General features: G+C 43.0%; 28 protein-coding genes and 2 other annotated features (1 of these 30 only partly in view). Of the genes, 22 read left to right on the forward strand and 6 right to left on the reverse strand.

Translation table 11 applies throughout. From position 1 onward, the window contains the following. The first annotated feature begins 160 nt into the window (after positions 1–160). The 12 genes from nrdR (at position 161) to SB775_RS07985 (ending at position 9616) form a co-directional block, all read left to right on the forward strand. Positions 161–622: a transcriptional regulator NrdR gene (gene nrdR / locus SB775_RS07930; RefSeq protein ID WP_034309080.1), complete on the forward strand. Its 462-nt coding sequence runs from the start codon at positions 161–163 to the stop codon at positions 620–622. A 64-nt stretch (positions 623–686) separates the two neighbouring features. After that, a complete protein-coding gene (locus SB775_RS07935) occupies positions 687–2099 on the forward strand; it encodes a replication initiation and membrane attachment family protein (RefSeq protein WP_410861168.1) in 1413 nt (470 codons plus the stop codon). Next, positions 2086–3024 (forward strand): primosomal protein DnaI, encoded by a 939-nt coding sequence (dnaI, locus tag SB775_RS07940; RefSeq protein WP_061464344.1) that lies wholly within the window; start codon positions 2086–2088, stop codon positions 3022–3024. Before SB775_RS07935 ends, dnaI begins: the two co-directional genes overlap by 14 nt. A 121-nt stretch (positions 3025–3145) precedes the next feature. Further along, positions 3146–3982, forward strand: a complete 837-nt coding sequence (ytxC, locus tag SB775_RS07945; RefSeq protein ID WP_061464343.1) for a sporulation protein YtxC — start codon at positions 3146–3148, stop codon at positions 3980–3982. Between the two features lie 414 nt (positions 3983–4396). Further along, complete coding sequence (thrS, locus tag SB775_RS07950) at positions 4397–6328, forward strand: threonine--tRNA ligase (RefSeq protein ID WP_061464342.1); 1932 nt, start codon at positions 4397–4399, stop codon at positions 6326–6328. A 105-nt stretch (positions 6329–6433) separates the two neighbouring features. After that, positions 6434–6604, forward strand: coding sequence for a hypothetical protein (locus SB775_RS07955; RefSeq protein ID WP_410861169.1), 171 nt, complete (start codon positions 6434–6436; stop codon positions 6602–6604). A 51-nt stretch (positions 6605–6655) separates the two neighbouring features. Then, on the forward strand, positions 6656–7150 hold the full coding sequence (locus tag SB775_RS07960) for a GNAT family N-acetyltransferase (RefSeq protein WP_410861170.1): 495 nt from the start codon (positions 6656–6658) through the stop codon (positions 7148–7150). 125 nt (positions 7151–7275) lie between these two features. Next, positions 7276–7412, forward strand: a sequence feature (ribosomal protein L20 leader region). Between the two features lie 98 nt (positions 7413–7510). Beyond that, positions 7511–8011: a translation initiation factor IF-3 gene (gene infC / locus SB775_RS07965; RefSeq protein WP_057911473.1), complete on the forward strand. Its 501-nt coding sequence runs from the start codon at positions 7511–7513 to the stop codon at positions 8009–8011. Positions 8012–8045: 34 nt separating this feature from the next. Then, on the forward strand, positions 8046–8246 hold the full coding sequence (rpmI, locus tag SB775_RS07970) for a 50S ribosomal protein L35 (RefSeq protein ID WP_034309070.1): 201 nt from the start codon (positions 8046–8048) through the stop codon (positions 8244–8246). A gap of 35 nt (positions 8247–8281) precedes the next feature. Further along, a complete protein-coding gene (gene rplT, locus SB775_RS07975) occupies positions 8282–8641 on the forward strand; it encodes a 50S ribosomal protein L20 (RefSeq protein WP_034309067.1) in 360 nt (119 codons plus the stop codon). 69 nt (positions 8642–8710) lie between these two features. Next, positions 8711–8986: a DUF1294 domain-containing protein gene (locus SB775_RS07980; RefSeq protein WP_089361720.1), complete on the forward strand. Its 276-nt coding sequence runs from the start codon at positions 8711–8713 to the stop codon at positions 8984–8986. 60 nt (positions 8987–9046) lie between these two features. After that, complete coding sequence (locus SB775_RS07985) at positions 9047–9616, forward strand: TVP38/TMEM64 family protein (RefSeq protein ID WP_410861172.1); 570 nt, start codon at positions 9047–9049, stop codon at positions 9614–9616. 54 nt (positions 9617–9670) lie between these two features. Here SB775_RS07985 and SB775_RS07990 read toward each other — a convergent pair whose 3' ends face one another. Further along, the gene (locus SB775_RS07990; protein ID WP_061464338.1) at positions 9671–10048 is read right to left on the reverse strand and encodes a hypothetical protein; all 378 of its coding nucleotides are present in this window, start codon (positions 10046–10048) and stop codon (positions 9671–9673) included. A gap of 109 nt (positions 10049–10157) precedes the next feature. Here SB775_RS07990 and SB775_RS07995 point away from each other — a divergent pair, with 109 nt between their 5' ends. Then, on the forward strand, positions 10158–10646 hold the full coding sequence (locus SB775_RS07995) for a dUTP diphosphatase (RefSeq protein WP_410861174.1): 489 nt from the start codon (positions 10158–10160) through the stop codon (positions 10644–10646). 64 nt (positions 10647–10710) lie between these two features. Next, complete coding sequence (locus SB775_RS08000) at positions 10711–11796, forward strand: M42 family metallopeptidase (RefSeq protein WP_410861175.1); 1086 nt, start codon at positions 10711–10713, stop codon at positions 11794–11796. Positions 11797–11856: 60 nt separating this feature from the next. On the opposite strand, the gene SB775_RS08005 is transcribed toward SB775_RS08000, so the two are convergent. From SB775_RS08005 to SB775_RS08020, 4 genes are all read right to left on the reverse strand, one after another. Beyond that, positions 11857–12561: a LutC/YkgG family protein gene (locus SB775_RS08005; protein WP_317776950.1), complete on the reverse strand. Its 705-nt coding sequence runs from the start codon at positions 12559–12561 to the stop codon at positions 11857–11859. Continuing rightward, a complete protein-coding gene (locus SB775_RS08010; protein WP_089361718.1) occupies positions 12555–13985 on the reverse strand; it encodes a LutB/LldF family L-lactate oxidation iron-sulfur protein in 1431 nt (476 codons plus the stop codon). The genes SB775_RS08005 and SB775_RS08010 overlap by 7 nt, the downstream gene beginning before the upstream one ends. A gap of 22 nt (positions 13986–14007) precedes the next feature. Further along, positions 14008–14724, reverse strand: coding sequence for a (Fe-S)-binding protein (locus SB775_RS08015; protein ID WP_410861176.1), 717 nt, complete (start codon positions 14722–14724; stop codon positions 14008–14010). 177 nt (positions 14725–14901) lie between these two features. Next, on the reverse strand, positions 14902–15633 hold the full coding sequence (locus SB775_RS08020; RefSeq protein WP_089361717.1) for a FadR/GntR family transcriptional regulator: 732 nt from the start codon (positions 15631–15633) through the stop codon (positions 14902–14904). Positions 15634–15886: 253 nt separating this feature from the next. Here SB775_RS08020 and SB775_RS08025 point away from each other — a divergent pair, with 253 nt between their 5' ends. From SB775_RS08025 to SB775_RS08055, 7 genes are all read left to right on the forward strand, one after another. Beyond that, on the forward strand, positions 15887–17578 hold the full coding sequence (locus tag SB775_RS08025; protein WP_410861178.1) for an L-lactate permease: 1692 nt from the start codon (positions 15887–15889) through the stop codon (positions 17576–17578). A 68-nt stretch (positions 17579–17646) separates the two neighbouring features. Then, the gene (locus SB775_RS08030; protein ID WP_410861179.1) at positions 17647–18759 is read left to right on the forward strand and encodes a PucR family transcriptional regulator; all 1113 of its coding nucleotides are present in this window, start codon (positions 17647–17649) and stop codon (positions 18757–18759) included. 116 nt (positions 18760–18875) lie between these two features. After that, positions 18876–20288, forward strand: a complete 1413-nt coding sequence (gene glcD, locus SB775_RS08035; protein ID WP_410861181.1) for a glycolate oxidase subunit GlcD — start codon at positions 18876–18878, stop codon at positions 20286–20288. Further along, complete coding sequence (locus tag SB775_RS08040) at positions 20285–21610, forward strand: (Fe-S)-binding protein (protein WP_410861182.1); 1326 nt, start codon at positions 20285–20287, stop codon at positions 21608–21610. Before glcD ends, SB775_RS08040 begins: the two co-directional genes overlap by 4 nt. A gap of 245 nt (positions 21611–21855) precedes the next feature. Beyond that, entirely contained in the window at positions 21856–22785 is a 930-nt protein-coding gene (locus tag SB775_RS08045; RefSeq protein WP_410861184.1) for a YsnF/AvaK domain-containing protein, read from the forward strand. Between the two features lie 182 nt (positions 22786–22967). Continuing rightward, the gene (locus SB775_RS08050) at positions 22968–23750 is read left to right on the forward strand and encodes a general stress protein (RefSeq protein WP_410861185.1); all 783 of its coding nucleotides are present in this window, start codon (positions 22968–22970) and stop codon (positions 23748–23750) included. A gap of 323 nt (positions 23751–24073) precedes the next feature. Then, positions 24074–24457 carry a general stress protein gene (locus tag SB775_RS08055; RefSeq protein ID WP_318682289.1) on the forward strand — a complete coding sequence of 128 codons (384 nt, stop codon included), beginning with the start codon at positions 24074–24076 and terminating at the stop codon, positions 24455–24457. A 16-nt stretch (positions 24458–24473) separates the two neighbouring features. Here the strand turns inward: SB775_RS08055 and sspI are convergent, their stop codons facing one another. Then, positions 24474–24683: a small acid-soluble spore protein SspI gene (gene sspI, locus SB775_RS08060; RefSeq protein ID WP_061464325.1), complete on the reverse strand. Its 210-nt coding sequence runs from the start codon at positions 24681–24683 to the stop codon at positions 24474–24476. A 122-nt stretch (positions 24684–24805) separates the two neighbouring features. On the opposite strand from sspI, the gene SB775_RS08065 reads away from it, so the two are divergent. Then, positions 24806–25564: a TrmH family RNA methyltransferase gene (locus SB775_RS08065; protein ID WP_089361710.1), complete on the forward strand. Its 759-nt coding sequence runs from the start codon at positions 24806–24808 to the stop codon at positions 25562–25564. A 43-nt stretch (positions 25565–25607) separates the two neighbouring features. Beyond that, positions 25608–25609, forward strand: a binding site (T-box leader) (it continues 238 nt past the right edge of the window).

A 25609-nucleotide genomic window follows, 5' to 3' on the forward strand; every position in this document is an offset into this window, starting at 1 on the left:
TAACGGTGCTTCTAGTGCGTGATAAAAAGTGCCTGCTGCTGGAAGTTACACTTTTTACTTGTACTGGCCGTTCCTTTTAATATAAGATTAAGATAGAAAAGTAATTCCTTGGGGAACATTTAGATAGGGGAGTCCTACATAAAATACGGAGCTGATAATGATGAAATGCCCATCATGTCAATATAACGGAACAAGAGTGCTCGATTCCAGGCCAGTCGATGAAAGTAAATCGATTCGACGACGCCGTGAATGTGAGGCATGTGGTTTTCGATTCACGACATTTGAAAAGGTAGAGGAAACACCGCTCATTGTAGTGAAAAAAGGCGGTACACGGGAAGAGTTCAGTCGTGATAAAATCCTGCGTGGCTTAATCAGGGCTTGCGAAAAACGTCCGGTTCCCTTGAAAGAACTAGAGCAAATTACCAGTTATGTAGAAAAAGAACTACGCAACCAGGGCATATCGGAAGTGAAAAGCGACAGTGTCGGCGAAATGGTGATGGACAAGCTGGCAGAAGTCGATGAGGTTGCCTATGTTAGATTCGCATCCGTCTATCGACAATTTAAAGATATCAATGTCTTTATCGATGAATTGAAAGATTTAATAAATAAAGAAAGAAAGTAGAGCTGAAGATTTACTTTGGCTCTTTTTTCACTACATCTTTTGAAAGGTTTGAATGGAGATGTCAATGCATTGGCAAGAATTGCTCCCAGCTGATTCATATTTGGTCTCATCTGCGGGGCTGCTTCATGATTATGATCGGAAAATACTTACCCGACTTTATCAACCTCTTATTGGACCTATCTGTATTAGCCTATATATGACGTTATGGAGTGAGTTGGAGGAAAACAGGCTATGGTCGGAAACCTCCTCACATTATCAATTAATGAATACAATCGGCCTTAAGTTAGGTGATATTTACGAAGCCCGACTTTTACTTGAGGGAATCGGTTTGTTGAATGTATATAAGAAATCGAAAAATGAGACAAAGGAATTTATCTATGAGATAAATCCGCCGCTTTCCCCTCAACAGTTCTTCACGGATGGAATGCTGAATATCTATTTATACAAAAAGATCGGTAAAGCACAATTCAACCGGTTAAAGAGATTCTTTTGTGATGATCATATCTTAACGGATCAATATGAAAGTGTGACTAAATCTTTTGCGGAGGTATTCTCATCAGATCATTTGGACTCTTTATATGTAACGGATGAAGCAAAAAACGAATGGAACCCCATTCCTGATCAGCAATATATCGACCGGACGGATGGCGTCGAGCCTTCGGGGTTTGACAACTTATTCGATTTTGAACTTTTATTAGCCGGGATGAAATCTTCGATCGTACCGAAAAAGGCCTTTACTCCGAAAATTAAAAGTACGATTGCCAAACTTGCTTTTTTATATGGCATTGATCCGCTTGAAATGCAAAAACTAGTAATGGATGCCGTTTCATTGGATGATGAGATCGATGAGGAAATGCTCAGGAAGGCGGCAAGGGACTGGTATCAGATTGAACGGCAGGCAGACATGCCTTCCCTGGTCAATCGAGTGCAGCCGATTCGTGAACGGACACAAAAAGAAGAACCGAAAACACAGGAACAAGAGCTAATCCGGCATTTGGAGACGATATCCCCACGGGAGCGGCTGATGCAATTGTCCGGCGGTGCAGAGCCATCAAGCGGTGATTTGAAAGTGGTGGAGGGCGTGATGATCAACCAAAAGCTGAATCCTGGTGTCGTCAATGTCTTGATTGAATATGTCATGCTCAAAACGGATATGAAGTTCACGAAGGGCTATGTGGAAAAATTGGCAGGCCATTGGGCACGGCTGAAGGTCTCCACCGTCATCGAGGCGATGGAACTAGCTAAAAATGAACACCGGAAATATCAGGACTGGGCTCAAGGGAGCAGGAATGCTGCGAAGGGCGGCCGGAAAAAGACGATACGGGAAGAAGTGGTTCCGGAGTGGCTTGAGAAAAAAGAAGAAGCACAGCAAGAGCTGAATGCGGATCAGCCCGAATTGAATGCCCAGAAACGTGAGCTTCAGGAAAAATGGAAGCAGTGGAAAGCAGGAGGTGAAATGAACGATGGAAAAGATTAATAGATCCCTGAATAAATTGGCCAATACAAACCAATTTCAACAGCGTTATGAAAAGCTGAAACAAGAGATTTTTGAAGATGAACAGGTGCGGTTATTTTTGAATGCCAACAGTTCGACGGTCACGGAAGACATGATCGAAAAAAACTTGGGGAAGCTTTATGAGTTCACTTCACAAAGCAATAAGTGCGATAAATGTCCAAGCTTGGACGGCTGCATCAATATGATGCAGGGGTATTATCCCAAATTGGTCGTTCAAGGGAAGGCCCTGAATCTGCATTATGAAATCTGCCCGCGGAAATTGGCAGAGGATGAAAAGCGGAAACGTGAAAAATTGATCCGCAGCCTTTACGTGCCGAAGGATATTTTAAAGGCGACCATTGACGACTTCACTCAAACGGATGATCAAAACAAACGCTTAGGTGTTTTAAGTAAAGCGATGTCGTTCATTATGGAGTATGAACCAGGCAAAAGGCAAAAAGGCTTATATATATATGGTAAATTCGGTGTTGGGAAAACGTATTTATTAGGTGCGATTGCCAATGAACTTGCAGAAAGGCAAATTTCCTCCCTTATTGTCTATGTACCTGACTACTTGAGGGAACTTAAGGGTTCGATAGGTGACAATACGGTCAATGAAAAAATTGAGATGGTGAAAACGGCACCGATCCTCATGCTGGATGATATTGGAGCGGAGTCCATGACAAGCTGGGGACGCGATGAGGTTTTTGGCCCGATTTTGCAATTTAGAATGCTGGAAAACCTTCCGACGTTTTTCACTTCGAATTTTGACATGAATGGCCTGGAGAATCACCTGACCTTTTCACAGCGTGGTGAAAAGGAAGAAGTGAAGGCGGCCAGGGTACTGGAAAGAATTCAATATTTAGCGGAGCCGGTCAAGCTTGATGGCGTGAATCGGAGAAGATGAAGAAAAGTGGTCTCTTAATGGAGGTCACTTTTTTCTTCTTACAAGGTCCATCCCACTTCTAAACACGTCCCCATCCCCATATACATGAAAAAAGAAGCAAGGGGGAAGGGGGGATGTCGTAGTGCAAATTTCGTTTCAAAACGATTCAGAGGCATTGAAATTACTGGATTTCGTTTCTGTCCATCCACTGGGGGCAGAATTTCAAGCATACATTCGATTTCTTCCGCAACAAGGCATGCATGTGGATATGACGGAGTCTTCAGGTGATAAGTGGCTAATTCTGCTTCGAGATGCATTTCATTCTTTTTTATTGGAAGAAAAGACGCTTCCTGTTCTGGAGCAAATAATAGTCGGTAAATTTTTTTATCGGGAACGGGAAGAAATTGAAGCCATCATTGAAATTGCATCATCAATCATCGAGGTGGAAAGAGCCAGGAATCAAGAGGAAGCATTCAGTACGGAGAAACGATTGATTGAGGAAGGACTTCAAAGCATCTTGGCTGGAAAGGTATCTTTTTCATTCGATTCTTTTACGACCTTCCGTTTAAAATCATTTCAGCAAACTTTGGAAAAGTATGTCGTCAAGGCGATTGATGAATACAAGCTGGAACAGGACTATCAAAATTTCATTGCCACTCTCCGTGATTGCCTTCATGGGCAGGAGTCGAAATTAAGAAAGCTTCACTTGGTCAACCGGGATGGTTTTCATTTCTATGATCAGAAATTCAGCAAACTCGACCGTCCAAAAATCAATAGTATGATCGACAGGAGGCTTCTTGCAAAAAGTTCACTTTTTCTTGATACGGTGATACTTGCCCCGCTTTTATCGATTGCTCCCGAAAACTTATGCATCTATACCGATGACAAGGAAGAAGGGCTGATTCAGACCATTTCAAGGATTTTCGAAGAACGGGCGACCGTCCTGCCGCTTTCGTCCTTTTCAAATGCATTTGAATAATCTTTCTTCGTAAAAAGAAAATTAACCTTGATTTTCACTGTATAACAAATTATAATTTCCTACATACTATTAAAAAACTAAAAGTTATGATGAGGACAAGGGTATTCTAATCGCCGATTATCAGAGAGGGGAGCCAAAAGGCTGTAAGCTTCCTATTCGCATGGAACACTTACCACCTTTAAACTTCGGCTCGGAAAGCAGGCATTTTGCGAATATGAGCTGACGGGAAGCTGCCGTTACCAAGTTACAAGTGCCGTTTTGCCGTGAAAAGCAAGATGGAACGAGGGTGGAACCGCGGGTTAATGATATTTATTACTAAGCTCGTCCCTGTTTTATACAGGGGCGGGCTTTTTGTGTTGTAATGGAATCAAAAACCCTTAAATTTGTTTGAACAATAAGAAGGAGTGAAACGGAATGTCTGAATTACTGAAAATATCTTTTCCTGACGGAGCGGTCAAGGAGTTTGCTAAAGGCACAACAACTGAAGAAATCGCTGCATCCATCAGTCCTGGTTTAAGGAAAAAATCCATTGCTGGAAAATTCAATGGTGAATTATATGATTTGAAACGCCCGATTGAACAAGACGGCACAATCGAAATCGTAACACAGGACGCAGCGGATGCTCTTGAAATATTGCGTCACAGTACAGCACACTTGATGGCACAAGCGATCAAACGTTTGTACAAAAACGCCAAATTCGGTGTAGGGCCAGTCATTGAGGGCGGTTTTTACTACGATATGGATCTGGAGGAATCATTGACTCCTGAAGACCTACCATTGATTGAAAAAGAAATGAAGAAAATCGTCAACGAAAACTTGGAAATTTCCCGCATCGAAGTGAGTCGTGATGAGGCCATTTCCCGTTTTAAAGAAATAGGCGACGAGTATAAACTGGAGTTGATCGATGCGATTCCAGCCGATCAGCAAGTAACGCTCTATGAGCAAGGGGAATTCTTTGACCTTTGCCGTGGAATTCACGTTCCATCAACCGGAAAAATCAAAGAATTCAAGCTGTTGAGCATCGCTGGTGCATACTGGAGAGGCGATAGCAAAAACAAAATGCTTCAGCGTATTTACGGAACGGCTTTCTATAAAAAAGAAGATTTAGCCGAACACCTGCGTTTCCTCGAAGAAGCGAAGGAACGTGACCACCGTAAAATCGGCAAAGAATTGAACTTGTTCATGAGCTCACAAAAGGTGGGGCAAGGATTGCCGATGTGGTTGCCAAAAGGCGCAACAATCCGCCGGACAATCGAAAGGTATATCGTTGATAAGGAAGAACGCCTTGGTTACGACCATGTCTACACACCTGTAATGGGAAGCGTGGACCTTTATAAAACTTCTGGACACTGGGATCATTACCAGGACGGCATGTTCCCTGTCATGGAAATGGAAAACGAACAGCTTGTCCTGCGTCCGATGAACTGTCCGCACCACATGATGGTATATAAAAACAGTATCCACAGCTACCGCGAACTGCCAATCCGGATTGCCGAGCTTGGCTTGATGCACCGCTATGAAATGTCAGGTGCCCTTTCCGGCCTTCAGCGTGTACGTGGGATGACATTGAATGATGCGCACATATTCGTCCGTCCAGATCAAATCAAAGAAGAGTTCAAGCGTGTTGTGAACCTGGTTCAGGAAGTATATAAAGATTTCGATATCAAGGATTATTCATTCCGTCTGTCATATCGCGATCCGCAGGATACTGAAAAATATTTCGATGACGATTCCATGTGGGAAAAAGCACAAAGCATGTTAAAAGGTGCTATGGATGAACTTGGTCTTGATTATTTCGAAGCGGAAGGTGAAGCGGCATTCTACGGTCCTAAGCTTGATGTCCAGGTTCGTACTGCCTTAGGGAAAGATGAAACGCTTTCCACTGTTCAGCTTGACTTCTTGCTCCCTGAACGTTTTGATCTTAATTATGTCGGTGAAGACGGCAAGCAGCACCGTCCGGTTGTAATCCACCGCGGGGTCGTTTCCACAATGGAACGTTTCGTCGCTTACTTGATCGAAGAATACAAGGGAGCATTCCCGACTTGGCTGGCACCTATCCAAGCACAAGTGATTCCGGTCTCACCTGAAGTGCACCTGGATTATGCGAAAGAAGTGCAGGAAAAACTTAAAGCGCAAGGCATTCGCGTCGATCTGGATACACGTGACGAGAAAATCGGTTATAAAATCCGTGAAGCACAAATGCAAAAAATCCCGTACATGCTGGTTGTTGGAGATAATGAAGCCAAAGAAGGCAGTGTGAATGTACGAAAATACGGTGAACAAAAATCGGAAACAATCGCTTTTGAAGATTTTGTTGCAGCGATTAAAGCGGAAGTAAGCCGTTAACAGCAAAAGGGGGGCACATATCGTTGTGTCCCTCTTTTTAATTAAGGCATGATAAAATGAAACCATCATGTGAATATATGTCCGGCAATGAAAAGGGGGGTCAGCATGAAAAAGAAATTTTCTTATCTATTTGGGCCAACATTCCTTGCCATCATCATCTTATTGTTATTGGATGATTATCGGCAATATGCAATTGTCCCGGTCCTGATTTTTTGGATAGCTCTATATTCTTGGGACACCATTGAGAAAAGGAAAAAGGCGAAAGAAAACTCTTAACTTTTGATGGTTCTATCCGTAGGGACTGTAAAAAAAGAGGGAGTGGAAGAGATGGAAATTCGAAAGGCTACAAGGCAAGATGCCGGGAAATTGGCAGCTCTGATCAATCATGTTGAAGATTCCGGGTTCATGTTGTACAATCCGGGAGAAAGAAAAGCAACGGAGAGTAAATTGGAGAGGCAAATCGAGCAAATTGAAAGTAGCCCCCGCTCCGTTTTCCTCGTTGCAGCAAGCGGCGGCAACTTGATAGGGTATCTCATCTTATTGGGCAATAATCTTAGCAGAACAAAGCATTCTGCCAAAATTGTTATCGGCATCTCCGAACAAGAGAGAGGAAAAGGAGTCGGTACGAAGCTGTTTCAAAAAATGGAGGAGCAAGCACTTGAATATGAAATCCGGCGCCTTGAATTGACCGTTATTGCCAACAATGAACCGGCACTTTCCCTTTATAAAAAGATGGGTTTTGAACTAGAAGGAACGAAACGGGACTCATTATTTTTCGATGATAGCTATCATGACGAATACTATTTGTCTAAATTACTTTAAAAAACGTATTGTCAAATAACAGAATGTCTGATAATATTAATTTTGTTGTGAAAAACGTATAAAATAGCATTTGACAAGTCATCAGTGTTTATGATATATTTCTAAAGTGAATTGAATACGTGTTTGAGGAAAAGAAGAAGCACCCGCTTCTCACCTGGTTGACGCAAGCAATGCAGTTAACAGGTCATGATTTGATTATTTGGATCTTTCTGAATGAGTCTATCAGTGTGGGTGCAGCATGCATCCACACTTTTTTATTATGATTAAATCCTGTAAGCGAGTTGTGAGCGTGACCGAATTGATTCAAATATTCGTATTCGCCAATATCTTTGGAGGTGGCTAACTATTAGTAAAGACGCGATGGTAAACGAGGGCATCCGAGCCCGTGAAGTTCGTCTTATTGACCAAAACGGAGAACAACTTGGAATTAAAACGAAATTCGAAGCATTGGAAATTGCCGCTCGTGTAAATCTTGATCTAGTTTTAGTTGCTGCAAATGCAAAGCCTCCGGTAGCCCGGATCATGGACTACGGAAAACACCGCTTCGAGCAGCAAAAGAAAGACAAGGAAGCACGTAAAAATCAAAAGGTCATCAGTCTTAAAGAGGTTCGTTTGAGCCCGACGATTGAAGAACATGATTTCAATACGAAGCTTCGCAACGGTATTAAATTCCTTGAAAAAGGCGATAAGGTAAAAGCTTCTATCCGATTCAAAGGACGTGCCATTACACATAAGGAAATTGGTCAACGTGTACTCGTTCGTTTTTCTGAAGCATGTAAAGAAGTGGCTACAATCGAGCAACATCCAAAAATGGACGGACGCAGCATGTTCATTATCTTAGCACCAAAAGCTGAAAAGTAATTGTAAAGTAATTTGTAATGAGGAGGAATACCTTATGCCTAAAATGAAAACTCACCGCGGATCTGCTAAACGTTTCAAAAAGACTGGATCCGGCAAACTTAAGCGTTCTAACGCTTACACAAGCCATTTATTTGCTAACAAATCTACTAAGCAAAAGCGTAAGCTTCGCAAAGCTAGCCTTGTAAGCAAAGGTGACTTCAAACGTATTCGTCATATGCTAGACAATATTAAATAAGTTCGATTTATCGAGTTAAATAGGAGGGAAATAACATGCCACGTGTAAAAGGCGGTACTGTTACTCGCAAACGTCGTAAAAAGGTAATAAAATTAGCTAAAGGTTACTATGGCGCGAAACATATTCTTTTCAAAGTAGCTAACCAACAAGTAATGAAGTCAGGAAACTATGCTTTCCGTGACCGTCGTCAGAAAAAACGTGATTTCCGCAAACTTTGGATCACTCGTATCAACGCTGCAGCACGCATCAACGGTCTTTCTTACAGCCGTTTAATGCATGGTCTAAAGCTTGCTGGTATCGAAGTGAACCGCAAAATGCTTGCAGATCTTGCTGTTGCTGACGAACAAGCTTTTGCTCAATTAGCAACTGCTGCTAAACAACAATTAGACAAATAAGTCTGACTGATATCAGCCACTCTCTTTTTTAGAGGGTGGCTTTTTACATAGTTAAAGGAGGGGATGAGGATGCAAGTAGCATGGTTCATTGTAGCATATGTGATCATCACGAACATCATCGGGTTTGCCATAATGGGAGTAGACAAAAGGAAAGCGCGTAATCGGGAATACCGGATCAGCGAAAAGACACTTTGGTTTTGGGCGGTCATAGGTGGAGGGACAGGGTCATTTCTGGGGATGAAGCATTTCCGCCATAAGACGAAGCATGCCGCTTTCAAGTGGGGCCTGCCGATATTGATGATTCTTCAAATAGGCTTATTGATTAAGATATTCATACAATGGTAATATGTAGCCCGTATGATGTATATGCTTGTAGAAGCAGCAATGAGTAGCTGGAGGGAGAGCATGAATGATAAACTGACACTTGTGATGAGCTACGTTCAATCTGGCAGCGTGTTTGCACCGTTGATCTTTATCACTTTTCATCTATTAAGGCAATTTTTATTCATTCCCGTCATTGTGGTTTGCATGTCCGGCGGAGTTTTATTCGGGGCAGCTTTCGGAACCATATATTCGGTAATCGGTTTGACGTTATCCAGTATGGCCTTTTATTTCGTTATCGGCAAATTTCCGAAAACAAAGGATAAGCTGCTGCGCCTTAAGAATAAGCTGTTTGGAAACCGAAAGCTAAACAGCCGGCAAATTGCAGTACTGAGACTAATACCATTCATACATTTTTATCTTTTGTCGCTTTGCTTATTGGAATCCAATAAAGGATTGAAAAACTATTTTTACCTATCCTTCATGACTAATATCCCCGTAGCCTTCGTATACACGGTTTTTGGCCACTATATTGCAGATTTCAGTCCGACTCTGATCGTCATTATTTTATTATCATTGACCGTATTGCTATATTTATTGAGGGAGAAGCAGACGGTCGTACCATGGAAGGAATTTTTCCGTTCACATGATTAACATGGAGCCTTGAGTTCGTTTCTCAAGGCTCTTCATAACGCGCGGTATTTTTCACTATTCCAAAAATTCCTTAACCGGGCTTTTCCAATCAATGACGGCATCCGGATATTGTTTTTTTATGGCTGCCTCGATTTTTAAAAAGTCATTTCGCTTCAAGCCTTTCAGGCCTGCCACTTTTTTCGGCCATATGAAGATGGAGATGACTTCAAAGGAGCGTTCCGTCGTACCTAAATACTTTTCCCCTTCAAACATCACCCCGTTGTATGTCAGTAAAAAATTCTTTCGTATATTGGCTGTATCATCGAGCAAAAAGAATTTTTTCTGTTCATGTGCCAGCTCTAATTTTCTTTTCGGATTAAATAGGTATTTGATGACTGTATATATTAAGAAGATGATGAGAGCCAAAATAATGAACCGCATGATCAATACCATGGAGCTACCTCCCTAAACAGAGTGATTCCCTTCATTTACGTATGGGTTTTTAATAAGTTTCATTTATTTGATATAATTTAAAGGAAGACGATAGAAAGTAGTGATGATAATGAACATAGGTAAATTATTGGACATGCAGGCGGCTTTAGATGAGCATATACAATCCAAGCATGATTTGGGTGCTGAAGACTTGGTCGAACGTAAGATACTTGCCCTTTTAGTGGAGCTTGGCGAGCTGGCTAATGAAACGAGATGTTTTAAATTCTGGAGTCTAAAAGGCCCATCTGATAAAGAAACGATTTTAGCTGAATATGTGGATGGCATTCATTTCATTTTGTCACTCGGGATCGAACGGGGATTCGTGCCGGAAGTCCCATCTTCCCTCAAGGTGCAGCATAGGGACTTGACAGCTCAATTTACTGCCATTTACGGCTACATCAGTGAATTTCGCACGCAATTGACAGAGTCATCTTTCCAAAAGGTTTTTGCTGAGTATTTGCATTTAGGGGAGTTGCTTGGATTTTCGGCAATGGATGTGGAAAAAGCATATGTAAGTAAAAATGAAGTGAACTATGAACGGCAAAAGCAAGGCTACTGATTGTTAATGCAATCGATTTTCTGTATAATTATTCTTATAATGTAATTAATAGGGAGGTAAAAGCATGGTTCAATTAGATGAAACGTTAAGAATGCTGCGGGATTTAACGGATGCTAAGGGCATTGCAGGAAATGAAAGTGAAGTAAGAAAAGTGATGACCGAATACATAACACCATTTGCTGATGAAATATCGACAGATGGCCTGGGAAGTTTGATTGCGAAGAAAACGGGAGATGCAAAAGGTCCGAAAATCGTCGTTACGGGGCATATGGACGAAGTCGGTTTCATGATTACCCAGATTGATGATAAAGGATTTTTGCGTTTTCAGCCGGTAGGAGGCTGGTGGTCACAGGTCATGCTGGCCCAACGCGTGACGATCGTTACAGGTAAAGGTGATGTAACTGGAATTATCGGTTCCAAGCCGCCACATATCCTGTCAGCGGAGGCGAGGAAAAAGCCGATTGATATTAAGGATATGTTTATTGATATTGGTGCAGCAAGCAAAGAAGAAGTTAGCGAATGGGGTGTGAAGCCAGGGGATATGGTTGTGCCATATTTTGAATTCACGGTCATGAATAATGAAAAGATGCTGCTTGCCAAAGCCTGGGACAATCGAATTGGCTGTGCAATTGCCATTGATGTGCTTAAACAGCTGAAAGATAGCGACCATCCTAATGTAGTTTATGGAATTGGAGCGGTGCAAGAAGAGGTCGGCCTGCGTGGTTCTAAAACATCCACATTCAAAATTCAGCCGGATATCGGTTTTGCCGTCGATGTCGGCATAGCTGGTGATACACCGGGGGTAACCGAAAAAGAAGCGATGAGTAAGATGGGGGAAGGCCCGCAAATCGTCATCTATGATTCATCGATGGTGGCACATAAGGGATTACGTGATTTCGTCACCGACACGGCTGATGAAATGAATATTCCTTATCAATATGAATCGATTCCAGGTGGTGGGACGGATGCCGGCTCCATCCATTTGACGGCAAATGGAGTACCTGCTCTGGCGATCACGATTGCCACACGCTACATTCATTCACACGCAGCAATGCTTCACAGGGATGATTATGAGAATGCCGTTAAGCTCATTGTCGAAGTGATCAAACGGCTGGACCGTGAAGCGGTAGATCGAATCATTTACGAGTAAGATAGTGAAATATGAAAATGGAGAGGGCCTAATTAGGTCCTCTCCATTTTTTCCTCATTTCTATTTATCTTCGACGATTATATAGACTGCTTTGATGGGCCCATGGACGCCTACGACAAGATCCATTTCGATATCGGCGGAATTGCTCGGTCCTGTTATGAAATTAATGCAGGAAGGAACGATTTCGCCCCGGGTTACTTTCGAACGAATGGCCGCCGCAGCTTGGGTCATTCGCGGAACGATAGTGCTTTTTGGGATGATGGAAACATGGCAGGAAGGAAGGAAGCTGATGGAACGGCCGTGGTCCTTGTCGCTGAACAAGACGACGGTCGCTGATTCAGCTAGTGTCATTTCACTGAATGTGATTCCAATGTTAGCACTCTCGGCTTTCTCGATATTTTCTTTCCCTGCTTGGTGATCCCATACATGGACATCTTTTTCCTTTAAGATATCCTCTAACTTATAGGCAGAAAATCGATCGTCCTTAGGGATGATCAAGGGGCCATTTCCAAGTTCCTCGATCACCTGTTTTAAACACTGCATCACTTGCTTGGAGTCGGTAAGGTGAAACTGAGTATGTACCCGTTTACATTGCTCCTCCAATTCCGCGACAAGATCATTTGGTGTCGCATGTTTCAAAACTTCTTTTTGGGGGGCATGTTTCCATACGGGAACGGAAATGCCTTCCGTAATAGGAGCCCTTCCCAGGTTTTTGGCTATATTGTTTAAAAATGTCCCTTCATTGTGGATGGTTCCATTCATGATGGTTTCCCTCCTGTTTCCCGATTTTTGAACCAGTCCCGAAAGCTCTCTTTCCCTGGAGCAGGGAACTCGCGGCTTTCTGTCCAAGTTTTGAGTGGTCCCGGTCCTTTTGAGATGATATCCCCAGTTTTAAAAGGAGACATCGCTGATGGGGCCATTTTGGAACCGAACTTATAAAGCATAGGCGAGGCCGCACCGATTCCAAAAGCCTTCATGGCCATCTTTTCTGTAAATGGCGCCATTTTTTCCTTTTCAACGATGACTTCACGATGCTTCCTCAGTAAATCGTGAAGAGGGATCTTTACCGGGCAGGCATCAGTACAGGCAGCACAAAGGGTTGAGGCATACGGCAGCTCCTTGAAATCATCATAGCCTCCGAGCAAGGGTGAAAGCACAGCACCGATTGGTCCAGGATATATTGAACCATATGAATGGCCGCCAACCTGGCGATAGACCGGGCATACATTTATACAGGCAGCACAGCGAATACATTGAAGAACGGATTGAAATTCAGTTCCTAAAATGGAGGAACGTCCATTATCTACGATCACAAGGTGGAATTCCTCAGGTCCGTCTACATCGCCTTCATCACGCGGACCGGTAAGTGCGGTGATGTAACTGGTCAATCTTTGACCGACAGCGCTTCTTGTCAATAAACTGACAAGGACTTCGAATTCATCGAATGTAGGCACAAGCCGTTCCATTCCCATCACGGTGATTTGCGTTTTTGGAAGGGCAGTGACCAAATCGGCGTTTCCTTCATTCGTCACCAAACCGATCGAGCCCGTTTCCGCAATCGCAAAGTTGCAGCCGGTAATTCCCACATCGGCGTTTAAGAAATCTTTCCGGAGAATGCCCCGGACATGGGCGGTTAGCTCTTCCGGTTTTTCAGTTTGCGTATACGCAAGCTTCTCTTTAAAAACATCTCTTATCTGTTCTTTATTTTTATGGAGAGCAGGTGCCACGATATGGGAAGGGGGATCATGATCATCCACTTGTAAAATGTATTCACCAAGGTCCGTTTCAACGACATCGAGGCCAACTGCTTCCAAAGTTGCATTCAAATTGATCTCTTCCGTGACCATCGATTTGGATTTCACGACTTTTTTGGCATTCTTCTTTACAATGACATCTTTGATGTACCCGCTTGCTTCCTCAGCCGTTTCAGCGAAGAAGACATGACCGCCCCTTTTCGAAACGTTTTCTGCAAGCTGGTGCAAATAGAAATCAAGGTTGCTGAGCACATGCTGCCGGATTTCTTCCCCAAGGGAACGCCAATCCTCCCAGCTTCCCAATTCATCAACGGCCGTCAGCCGCCGTCCGTGTAATCGTTCTTGGGCACTTGAAACGGCCAAACGCATAAAATCATTATGTATTCCTTCATCCACCCGGTCTTTAAACTTGGCAGAGCTGGTTTTCATAGCCATCGTCTTTCCCTCCTCGCTTTCTTTAAATACTATTCAGGACTTCCGCAATATGGAGCACTTTCACCGGTTGCCCCTTCCTTTGGATCCGTCCACCGATATTTATCAAACATCCTGCATCCCCGCCTATTAAAATATCTGCCCCGGTATCTTCAATATTGCAGACTTTTTCCTCCACCATTTGCCCGGAAATGTCACCCATCTTAACTGAAAAGGTTCCCCCGAATCCGCAGCAATTTTGAGCATCTGGCAGAGGTGTCATTTCCAGTCCCTTAACATGGCTTAACAAAATGAAAGGTGCCTCCTTCACCTTAAGCAGCCGTGTCATATGGCATGAAGTATGATAAGTGGCCTTTCCCTTAAGGGTCGCCCCGACATCGGTCACTTTTAAGACATCCACGATGAATTGGGTCAATTCATATGTTTTATCCGCTAATGAGGCTGCTTTCTTTTCCCATTCGGCCTCGCCTTTGAAAAGGACCGGATACTCTTTGAACATCGCTGCACAGGAACCGGAAGGGGTTACGATATATTCAGCATCGGCAAACGTTTTAATCATCTTCTTCATAGCTTCCTTCGAATCCTTCGTATACCCGCTATTATATGCCGGCTGTCCACAGCATATCTGGGATTCCGGGAAATCGATCTCACAGCCTAATCTTTCGAGTAGCTCCACTGTTGCCTTACCGACATTGGATTGAAACAAATCAACTAAACATGTTGCAAAGAGAGTAACTTTCAATCTGAACTCCTCCTTTTTCGAATAGGTTAACAGGTCATCTGATGACTGGAAAATAGAAAAAGGAAATGGTTAAGAGAATAAACCAATTTCCAATATTTAAATGTAGTAATCATTTTCAAAGTAATATATCAATTTTATCTTTGTTTGTATAGAGTATTTTTGAAATTTTTAAGAAAATTAACTATTCTTTTGCTGTTTTTTTTGGATGACCCGGTTCAGTGATTCCTCGACGCTTTGAAGGTGAAACAGCATTGCATTGCGGGCTCCAGCTTCATCTTGAGCCACGATTGCATCATAGATCCGCGCATGCTGCTGATAAAGCTGCTTAAGTGTCATCTCTTCGGAATAAAGCGCAACCCGACGGATATCACGCATCTTTTCCGTCATTAATTCTGAAACGTGGTTCATCAATGTAATCAGCAGCTCATTTTGTGAAGCGTTTGCCACTGCAACATGGAAGGCAATATCCGCTTTATCACTAAGTTCTTCATCGTCGGATACCTGTTCCATATCAAAAAGCCTTTCCTTGAGTTCGATAAGGTCTTCTTCCGATCTTTTCTTCGCTGCCACTTCTGCCGTCCCAGACTCAAGGATTTTTCTAACTTCCAGCAAATGCTTGATATTATCTTGATCCATCAAAAGGGCAGCAGACAAGGGATGGTTCATGATGGTAGGGTCGAAGGTTTTAACGAATGTCCCTTCCCCTTGTTTTATTTCAATGAGACCCATTGAATTTAATGCACTTAATGCTTCACGGATGGCCGGACGCCCGACTTGGAAATTTTCCGCAAGCTGCTGAATGGAATCCAATTGTTCACCTGGTTTCAGATTACCAGACCGAATCATTTCATAAAGTTCATCGCTGACTTCTTCATAAATTTTTTTCGGCTTTATTTTTTTATACACCAAGTAGTAGCACCTCTATTTTCTATGAGTTTCTCTGGTTAATATTATATAACACAAATGATCTTGCACACTTCCAGAAGGTTAAAAATTAGCAAAAAATAAAAAAAATCTTGATTTTATATTTTTAATCATTTAATTTTAATGAATACTCATCAAGTCATCAGATGACTTTGAATATTCGCATATGTAAGGGGTTTCAACTCGCGGTTGATTTCTGAAAATTTTAAAAAATCTATAGAGAATGGAGTCGAAATGAATGACATGGACACAAAACTTTACGCCGATCACCGATAATTTAGTTTTATCATCTATTGCCGCACTCATCCCAATTCTTTACTTTTTCTGGGCACTTACCATCAAACGGATGAAAGGCTACTTTGCTGGTATAACGACGTTGCTTGTAGCTCTTGCAGTGGCAGTATTGATATATGGAATGCCTGCAGGAAAAGCAGTGATGTCTGCTTCACAAGGAGCGGTATATGGGCTGCTCCCAATCGGATGGATAATCATCACTTCAGTATTTTTGTACAAAATGACTGTTAGAAGCGGACAATTCAATATTATTCGCTCTTCGGTGCTTTCGCTTACCGAAGACCGCCGCCTTCAGGCTTTATTGGTGGCATTTTCTTTCGGGGCCTTTTTGGAAGGTGCCGCAGGGTTTGGAGCACCTGTCGCCATTTCAGCCGCGCTTTTGGTTGGTCTCGGTTTTAACCCGCTATATGCAGCCGGGCTTTGTTTAATTGCGAACACCGCCCCGGTAGCATTCGGGGCGGTTGGCATACCGATCATCGCCATGGAAGGCCCAACTGGCATAGCTGCCATGGAAATTTCAAAAATGGTCGGCCGTCAATTGCCATTCCTTTCGGCTTTCATCCCGCTTTATCTCATTTTGATAATGACAGGGTGGAAAAGGTCGCTCGAAGTCTTGCCAGCCATTTTGGTTTCCGGATTTTCCTTTGCCATCACCCAATACTTAAGTTCAAATTTCCTTGGGCCTGAATTACCGGACATCCTTTCTGCGTTAGTGTCACTATTTGCATTAGCGATCTTCCTTAAATTCTGGAAACCTAAAACGATCTTTCGCTTTGCATCCGAGGAAACAGCAGCAGCTGTCGAACAAATGGACGCTACAGCCGAAGCGGAAACAAAGTACACGAAATGGCAGATATTCCATGCTTGGTCACCGTTCCTTCTGTTAACGGCTTTCATCACGATTTGGGGGATGAACCCAATTAAGCCGGCGCTCTCAGGGCATTATGAAGGCACCAATGTGTTGCTTGGCGGAATCAATGAAATCGGGAAACTATTAACCTTCCAAATCGAAGTGCCAGGTCTGCATAATGAAATAATCGGCAACAATGGACTGCCAATCGCCGCTTTTTATAAAATAGAACTGCTTGGAGCAGCCGGCACCGCCATTTTGCTGGCTGCCATCGTTACGAAGTTCATAGCACAAATGTCAGCAAAAGATTTTTCGAGCACCTTTGCCGAAGCGATGAATGAGTTGGCGAAACCGATTTTGATGATTTCTTCCGTTGTGGCTTTTGCCTACGTAACGAATGCTTCAGGCATGTCGACTACACTTGGTATGACCCTGGCAAAATCGGGGGATTTGTTTCCGTTCTTTGCCCCGGTTCTAGGCTGGCTGGGTGTGTTCATTACCGGGTCGGATACATCAGCCAATCTCTTATTTGGCAGTCTTCAGAAAGTCACCGCTCTTAAAGTGGGGATGGAACCGGTCCTGGCGCTTGCGGCAAACTCATCCGGAGGGGTCACCGGAAAGATGATTTCACCCCAATCGATAGCGATTGCTTGTGCTGCCGTTGGATTGGCGGGCAGGGAATCTGAATTATTGAGATTCACGCTAAAGCATAGTTTATTCTTATTACTGCTTATTTGTGTGATCACCTTCTTGCAAAATGGCGTCCTTTCCTGGATGATTCCATAAGTATGAGGCTCCCTTTTGGGGAGCCTCGAAATATTTTCCAAGCTCATTCAAAAAAAGGAGGAAATCTAATGCAATTGGCAGCAGTGGCAGAAAATTTGGTTCATGAGGTTCGGAAGCTGATTGATGAGGAAATCATCATTATTGATCATGCTGGCACGATTATCGCAAGCACCGATAGCAGCCGTATTGGATCTTACCATGAAGGAGCCATCCACGCTTTCAACAATCGTGAAAAATTGATCATCAATAAACAGGATGAACGAAGTTGGAAAGGGGTGAAGGCAGGAATAAATCTACCCATTTTCTTCAACCAGGAAGCCGTTTGTGTAATTGGAATTACGGGAGACCCCAAACATGTTTCCCCATATGCAGAACTTTTAAAAAAGATGACGGAGATGTTCATTCAGGAAAGCTATCACATCGAACAAGTAGAATCCCAATCACGGCTGATGGAATTCTTTGTATTTGAATGGCATCAGCTGCAGCTGTTCAATGAGCCATTCCTTCAGAAGGCTAAGTTGCTTGGGGTCGATGTTCATGCAGACCGAATCATCACCATAGGTGAATTTAAGACTGAAAAAATCATCGAACCCCATGTGTGGAAAACGCTTCAGATATACATAGGTCAGCAGCATCCCAAGGACATCGTTGTCCGTTGGGGGAGGAATCAATTCGTCATTCTTTCAATAGCCGATTTTATCGGTTCAAAAATCCAACAATTAAAGAAATTAAGTAAACTGCAAAGAAAACTGGAAGAGAGCTCGGGTTATAAAGTGTGTGCAGGGGTTAGTTCGCGTACACCGGGATCCGCATTCAGGCAAGCATTTTTTAAAGCGGAACGTTCCTTGAAAATTGCGTTTCCTTCATCGGGAATTATATTTGACGAGGACTTGAAGCTTGAGATCCTGCTTGATGAAGTTACGACTGAAACAAGACAGGAATATTTATCCCGGACGATACAGGATTTGCTTCCTAATGAGGAGCTGCTTAAAACCCTTTCCATGTATTTTGCATGTGATCTATCTTTGAAAGAAACCGCTGCAGCCCTACATATCCATATCAATACCCTCCATTACAGGCTCAAACGCATAGAGGATTTGACCAAACTCAATCCTAGGAAGCTAGCCGATTTAGTCATTATGTATCTATCCTTAAGAGTATTGGATAAACATCCAAATTAATTCTATGTAAATCTGTAAATTCTATATGTTCATACATAGAAGGTTGAATGTTTTTTTTCTTATACTTAAATCATATAAAAATATTGAATGCCATTTTATTTATGAGGGGGATATACATGTTAACAAAGCAGGTTAAGCAGCTACTTCTTGCCATCGTTGGCCAGGAAAATTACGATGACTCGAAAGTGGAATGCCTTGTCTATTCATATGATGCAACGCCAGGGTTTCAAGCGATGCCGGATGCTGTCATTAAACCGGGCTGCACGGCTGAAGTCGCAGCCATTGTCAAAGTTTGCAACGAATACAGTGTTCCAATCATCCCACGCGGATCTGGGACGAATTTGAGCGGAGGCACCTGCCCGACAGAGGGGGGGCTTGTCCTATTGTTCAATCGGATGAGTTCATTACTTGAAATAGATGGAGAAAACCTAACGGCAACCGTACAACCTGGGCTCATCACATTGGACTTGATTTCTGCAGTTGAAGAGAGGGGCTTGTTTTATCCGCCCGATCCAAGCTCGATGAAAATCTCCACGATTGGCGGCAACATTAATGAGAACTCTGGTGGACTGCGAGGGTTAAAGTATGGAGTCACCCGTGATTATGTCATCGGGCTTGAAGTGGTCCTTCCGAATGGGGACATCATTCGAACAGGGGGCAAGCTTGCCAAAGATGTAGCTGGATATGATTTAACGAAGCTTTTTGTCGGCTCAGAGGGGACCTTGGGCATCGTTACGGAAGCGATCTTAAAGCTGATCCCAATCCCGGAAATGACAAAGACCATGCTTGCCTTATATCAAGATCTGGATGCTGCAGCTCAGTCAGTGGCCAAAATCATTTCCAATAAAATCATTCCTGTTACATTGGAATTTCTTGATCGGCCGACTTTGATCGTGGTTGAAGACTTCGCGAAAATCGGTTTGCCCACCAATGTGGAAGCCGTTCTGCTGATTGAACAGGATGGTCCGCCTGAAGTGGTGGAACGTGATATGAAAAGGATGGCCGATATTTGTCTAGAAGAAAAGGCGGTTTCCGTGGAAATTGCCGAAACGGAATCTGACGCTGTTGCCTTGAAAACCGCAAGACGGACAGCCCTTTCCGCACTGGCACGCCTCAAGCCGACGACCATTTTGGAAGATGCTACCGTTCCCCGGTCGGAAATTGCCAAAATGGTTAGAGCGATTAATGAAATTGCCAGCAAGCATAACGTGAACATTTGCACTTTCGGTCATGCTGGGGATGGGAACCTTCATCCAACGTGCATTACCGACGCTCGTGATCATGATGAAATGGAGAGAGTGGAGCAAGCTTTTGCCGACATTTTTGCCGTGGCTATCGACCTTGGCGGGACGATCACCGGTGAACATGGTGTGGGAGCGATGAAGTCACCTTATCTTGAATGGAAGCTGAAGAAAGAAGGGATTGCCGCCATGAGAGCGATTAAACAAGCTTTCGATCCCAATAACATCATGAATCCCGGTAAAGTATTTGCCAAGGAAAGCAGGAAAAGGGTGGTGGTATCTTCATGACGACGGCTCAGGAAAGGGAGACCATTGCCATTCAATTCGCGGAAAAAATGGATGAAGATGAATTGTTGAATTGCATGCGCTGCGGCTTTTGCTTACCCCATTGTCCGACATACATTGAATCGGGGTTGAAGGAATCCCATTCACCAAGGGGCAGGATTGCAATTATGAAAGCGGTGGCGGATGGCGTGATTGGGCCGGATAGGGATGTAGAGCGTTCTTTGAGTCTTTGCCTCGGCTGCAGGGCTTGTGAGCCTGTCTGTCCATCTGGTGTGAAATATGGACATCTTCTTGAAGAAGCAAGGGATATCATCCATCAGAATAAAAAACACAGTCTCCCTGTAAAAACGATTCGCAAGGCCGTTTTTAGTGGATTATTCCCACATCAGGAGCGAATGCAAGCCATGACGGGATTGCTTGGCTTCTATCAGAGATCAGGCCTGCAATACATGGCCCGTAAAACGGGAGTCCTCAACATGCTTCCGGATAATTTGGCAACCATGGAAAAAGTGCTGCCGAAAGTCCCGAAAAAATCAGAAATGAAAAATAGGCCAACTGAGCTGCCTGCAATCGGAACTGCACTCAAAAAGGTGGCTTTCTTTTCCGGCTGTTTGATGGATACGATGTTTTTGGAAACGAACAAGGCCACACTAAAGCTTCTTCAGCTGGCTGGATGTGAAATCGTGATTCCGAAATCACAGGCCTGTTGCGGGGCGCTTCATGGGCACAGTGGTGAAAAAGAAGGGGCAAAGCAACTGGCCAAGCGTAATATTGAAGCTTTTGAAACGGACGAAGTGGATTATATTATTACGAATGCCGGCGGTTGCGGAGCTTTTCTCATAGATTATGATCATTTGCTCCAAGATGAACCCGAATGGCATGACCGGGCAATCGCATTTAAAAATAAGCTGAAAGATATCAGCGAAATCCTTGTTGATTTGCGTTTTCAGGAAAAAGTTCGACTGAAACTGCCAGATCAATCAGTAACTTTTCAGGATTCCTGTCACTTACGGAATGTGATGAATACCTCTTTGGCTCCGCGAATTCTCCTTCAATCGATAGAAGGAATCGATTTCAGGGAAATGAAGGATGCGGATCGCTGCTGCGGCTCGGCAGGGATTTATAATATTGTTGAATCAGAGATGTCCATGAATATTCTCGACTCTAAAATGGTGCACGCTAAATCGACAAAAGCCGATATTGTTGTCACGGCAAACCCTGGCTGTCTGTTACAAATGCAATTGGGGATCGAGAGGGAAAATTTGGGGGCATGTACGAAAGCGGTCCATATTGTGGACCTGCTTATGGAGGCAGTTGATCTATAAAGCTTTCAAAGTGGTACATGAAAATAGTGACATAGCAGAATTTGGTTAAACATTACATTTTAAAAAATGGGGAAACCCTTGTAAAACCTGGATTTCATTTGAAAAAATGTTCTGTGCTGAGAACAAAATGTAAATGATATAACATAAATGAAATATTGATTTCTCGTTTACTTAGGTATATGGCGGGTAGAGTTTATATATAGCATCCACTAAACCAGTCAACAAAACCTAAGGAGGAATATTAAATGAATAAAACAGTATATGGAGTATATGAATCAAATGCAGAAGTGATCCAAGCAATCAATGTACTAAAGGCCAAGGGGTTTGAAGGTGACGATATTACGGTCGTCGCAGACAAGGCAGAAACATTGGATTTTACGAACCATCAACGCGAAACTGATGTTCATACAATGACGAATGTTCCTAACGACGAATCATTTATGGACAAGGTGGCACGCTTCTTCATGCCAGAAGATACGGCAGACCTTTCAGCAAGATTGGCGAACGCAGGTCTTTCGAATAGTGAAGCGGCTGAACATGTCTTTGATGTAGAAAACGGAAAAGTCCTGGTCCTTGTCGATGAAAGTGAAGGCCACCTTGGAACGGCAAGGGATAAATTCACGACTGGAACAACGGACACTGCCCGTACAAGGCTGGATACAAACTCTGCCAACCCACTCTACAACGGTACCGAAAAAGCCGATGCATTAAATAAAGAAGATGTATATGGAGTGAACGGGCAAGGCCGTGAATTGCCTGAAGATGAAAGAACGCTTCGACTCAGGGAAGAACAGCTGAACATTGACAAAGAAAGAGTTCAGACAGGCGAAGTGGTCATTAATAAAGAAGTCAATGAACAACATAAAACGATTAATGTCCCTGTTGAACACGAAGAATTGACAGTCGAGCATAGATCAGTTTCAGGACGTGAAGCGAATCAGGAAACTGGAAGCATTGGAGATGGGGAAACATTACGTATCCCCGTTGTTGAAGAAAAACTGGAAGTTTCGAAAAAACCGGTTGTCACAGATGAAATCGTCATCAAGAAACATGCCGTACAAGAAACGGAACAAGTTCAGGATACCCTTAAAAAGGAAGATATCCAGCTTGATAGTACAGATGAATCGATCGTAAATGAAAAAAAGGCAACTGAACGAAAAATCGACCGCTTCTAAGAGTGAAGGAAAGGGCCTGCAGTTTTTAAACTGCAGGTTTCTTTTTGATTTTAAAGCCTGGCTAAAGGTTCGAACTTAGGGGAGGCAAACCTTTGAATGAGCCATTTTTTGTTTAAATAACGCCCATCAGGGTATAAATACACATAAGAAGGAATATCGGAATGATCAGAGGAGGAAGATGCATGGAAAAAACATTATATGGTGTTTTTAATACGGAAAAAGAAGTAATCCAGGCTATACAATCCCTCCAGGAAAAAGGGGTTCATGAAAGTGAAATAACTGTAATGGCTGATAAGAAAGAAGATTTGGATTTTTTCAATGAAAAGCCGGGTCCGGATGTGGATGTCGTTACGAACTCTAATGAGGATTCCTTCATTGATAAGATGAAGCACTTTTTCCTGAACGAGGGTTCAGAAGATATAAGGAACCGATTAGGTGACTTAGGGCTTTCCGATAGTGAAGCCACCGCTTATATAAATGAAGTGGAGGCCGGGAAATTCCTGATTCTTTTAGATGAATCGAAAACCGTATCACAACGAGATGGCGAAACTTCCAAAGGCATGAAGGATGCGGACGGATTATCTGAAGTGAATCCGCTTAAAACAGGGGTGGTGAACAATCCGGACCCGAACCTTTTTCCTGAAACAACAGCGAATGCATATCAAACAAGGGAAGTAGAAGCACAGCCAGGAAGAAACGAGGAACTCCACGGAAATTCTGCTAACATCTTTGAAAAGGAAGAGCTGGATACGAAGCAAACCCAAGAAAGGGAAATCAGTGGGAACTCCATCGGAAAATATAAGGAGCAAAAGCCGGGGGATCATTTAGGGAAATTAGTAAGCGACCCCAATGGAGACGCTAAAAAAGCTTTGGATGCTCAAGGAGCACTGGATCGGACCGGGCAGCAGGAGAAAGGCTTGATGGATGAATACATCAAAAATCGAATTAACACAGATAATCTGTAAGACCCGAAATAACAGCCTGCGCAAGGCTGTTATTTCAGTTTGAAGACAAAAGGGGTTCTATCTAAATTTCAAAACAAGTTGATTGGAACGGGTGTGTGAGACTCCTGCGGGAAAAGCGAGTGCCTGGAGGCAGCGTTCAAATTGTCTACAGCCTGCACAAGGCTGTAATTTTTTAGGATTGCGAAAAAACCCTTTAGGCAAGGGGTTTCCTCGTTCATTAGTTAGGAATCCCCAATGGATTATTTGCTTGTTTATTGATAAAGCCGCAAGGTATAATGACATAGGAATTTTATTTTAGTAGAGTAACAAGGAGGGGGAGAAACATGGAAAAAAACGTATATGGTGTTTTTGACTCTAATCCGGAACTACTTGCTGCAATTCAGGACTTAAAAGCTAAAGGCGTGACTGGCAACCAAATGACAGTAGCAGCTGATATAAAAAACGATGTGCAGCTTGGAAATGAACATACGGATATACTGATCATCGCCAATCAGGATAAGGAGGACACTTTTTTTTTGAGAATCTTCCACTACTTCACAGATGAAGGATCTGGAGATTTACGCAGCTTTTTCACGAAATACGGCTACTCTTTTGCTGAGACAAAAACGATGCTTGAAGAAGTGAGCGGAAAAAAGTTCATCTTGCTGCTTGATGAGGAAGTCTCCATCGAAGAACTGAAAGCCGGCAAAGCGAAATTAAAAAAATAACAGCCTTTGAAGGCTGTTATTTTTTTAATCCTGCTTCAAGGGCAGTGATCATTTCCTGTTTTTCCTGTTCAGATGAATTTTGCCAGATGACCTCGAATAATACTCCCAATCCAGGAAGCATTTTTTCCTCGCCATTCTGTATGGCATCGACAATCGTGTCTTCTAGCTGATCTTGCGAATTTCCAGATACATTTTGGATGATCGCATTACGTAGGTTTAAATTCACAATTATTCCTCCTCTAACACATAATGACTGACATTAATAGCATTTCACAAACTGGCATGCAATATGTATGTGAATTGCGTTATAATAGGAAAATCAGTGTGAAGTTAAAGGAGCGTTTACCCTTGAAATATATTGAATCCATAAAAAACCCGCAAGTGAAGCAATGGAAAAAGCTATTGACGAAAAAAGAACGCGATAAAACAGGCAAATATTTAGTCGAGGGTTTTCACCTAGTTGAAGAAGCCTTAAAAGAAGAAATCGTCCTGGAAGTGATCGTAAATGAAGAAACTGAAATGCCTGGCCATTTTAAGCTGGAAGGAACAGAAGTCATTTATGTGAAAAGTGATATTATGAAAGCGATTTGCGATACCGAAGCCCCACAGGGAATTGCAGCGGTTTGTGAACAGAAATTAACGAACATGACGTCCATTAATCCGGATAAACTATTGTTGATCGATGCGGTACAAGATCCGGGGAATATTGGAACGATGATCAGGACAGCGGATGCGGCAGGAATCGATGCGGTCATTCTTGGCGAAGGATGTGCCGACTTGTATAATCCCAAAGTGGTCCGTTCGACGCAAGGGAGCCTATTCCATATGCCTGTCATTAAAGGGAACCTTTCAGAGATCATCGATGAGCTGAAGCAAATCGGCACACCTGTTTATGGCACGGCATTGGAAGGCGCATCCCCATTTGAAGAAGTGGAAAAGTCTTCTCGTTTTGCCCTGCTGGTCGGCAATGAAGGTCAAGGAGTGTCTAAGGAATTACTAAAGAAAACGACTAAAAACCTTTATATCCCCATCTACGGAAAAAGCGAATCACTGAATGTGGGGATCGCTGCCGGGATTTTAATGTACCATTTACGAAAATCGATTTGAAACGGCCGTGGAATTATAATATAATAAAACAGAATTTTATATTGA

The sequence above is a fragment of the Peribacillus sp. SIMBA_075 genome, from assembly GCF_046534585.1.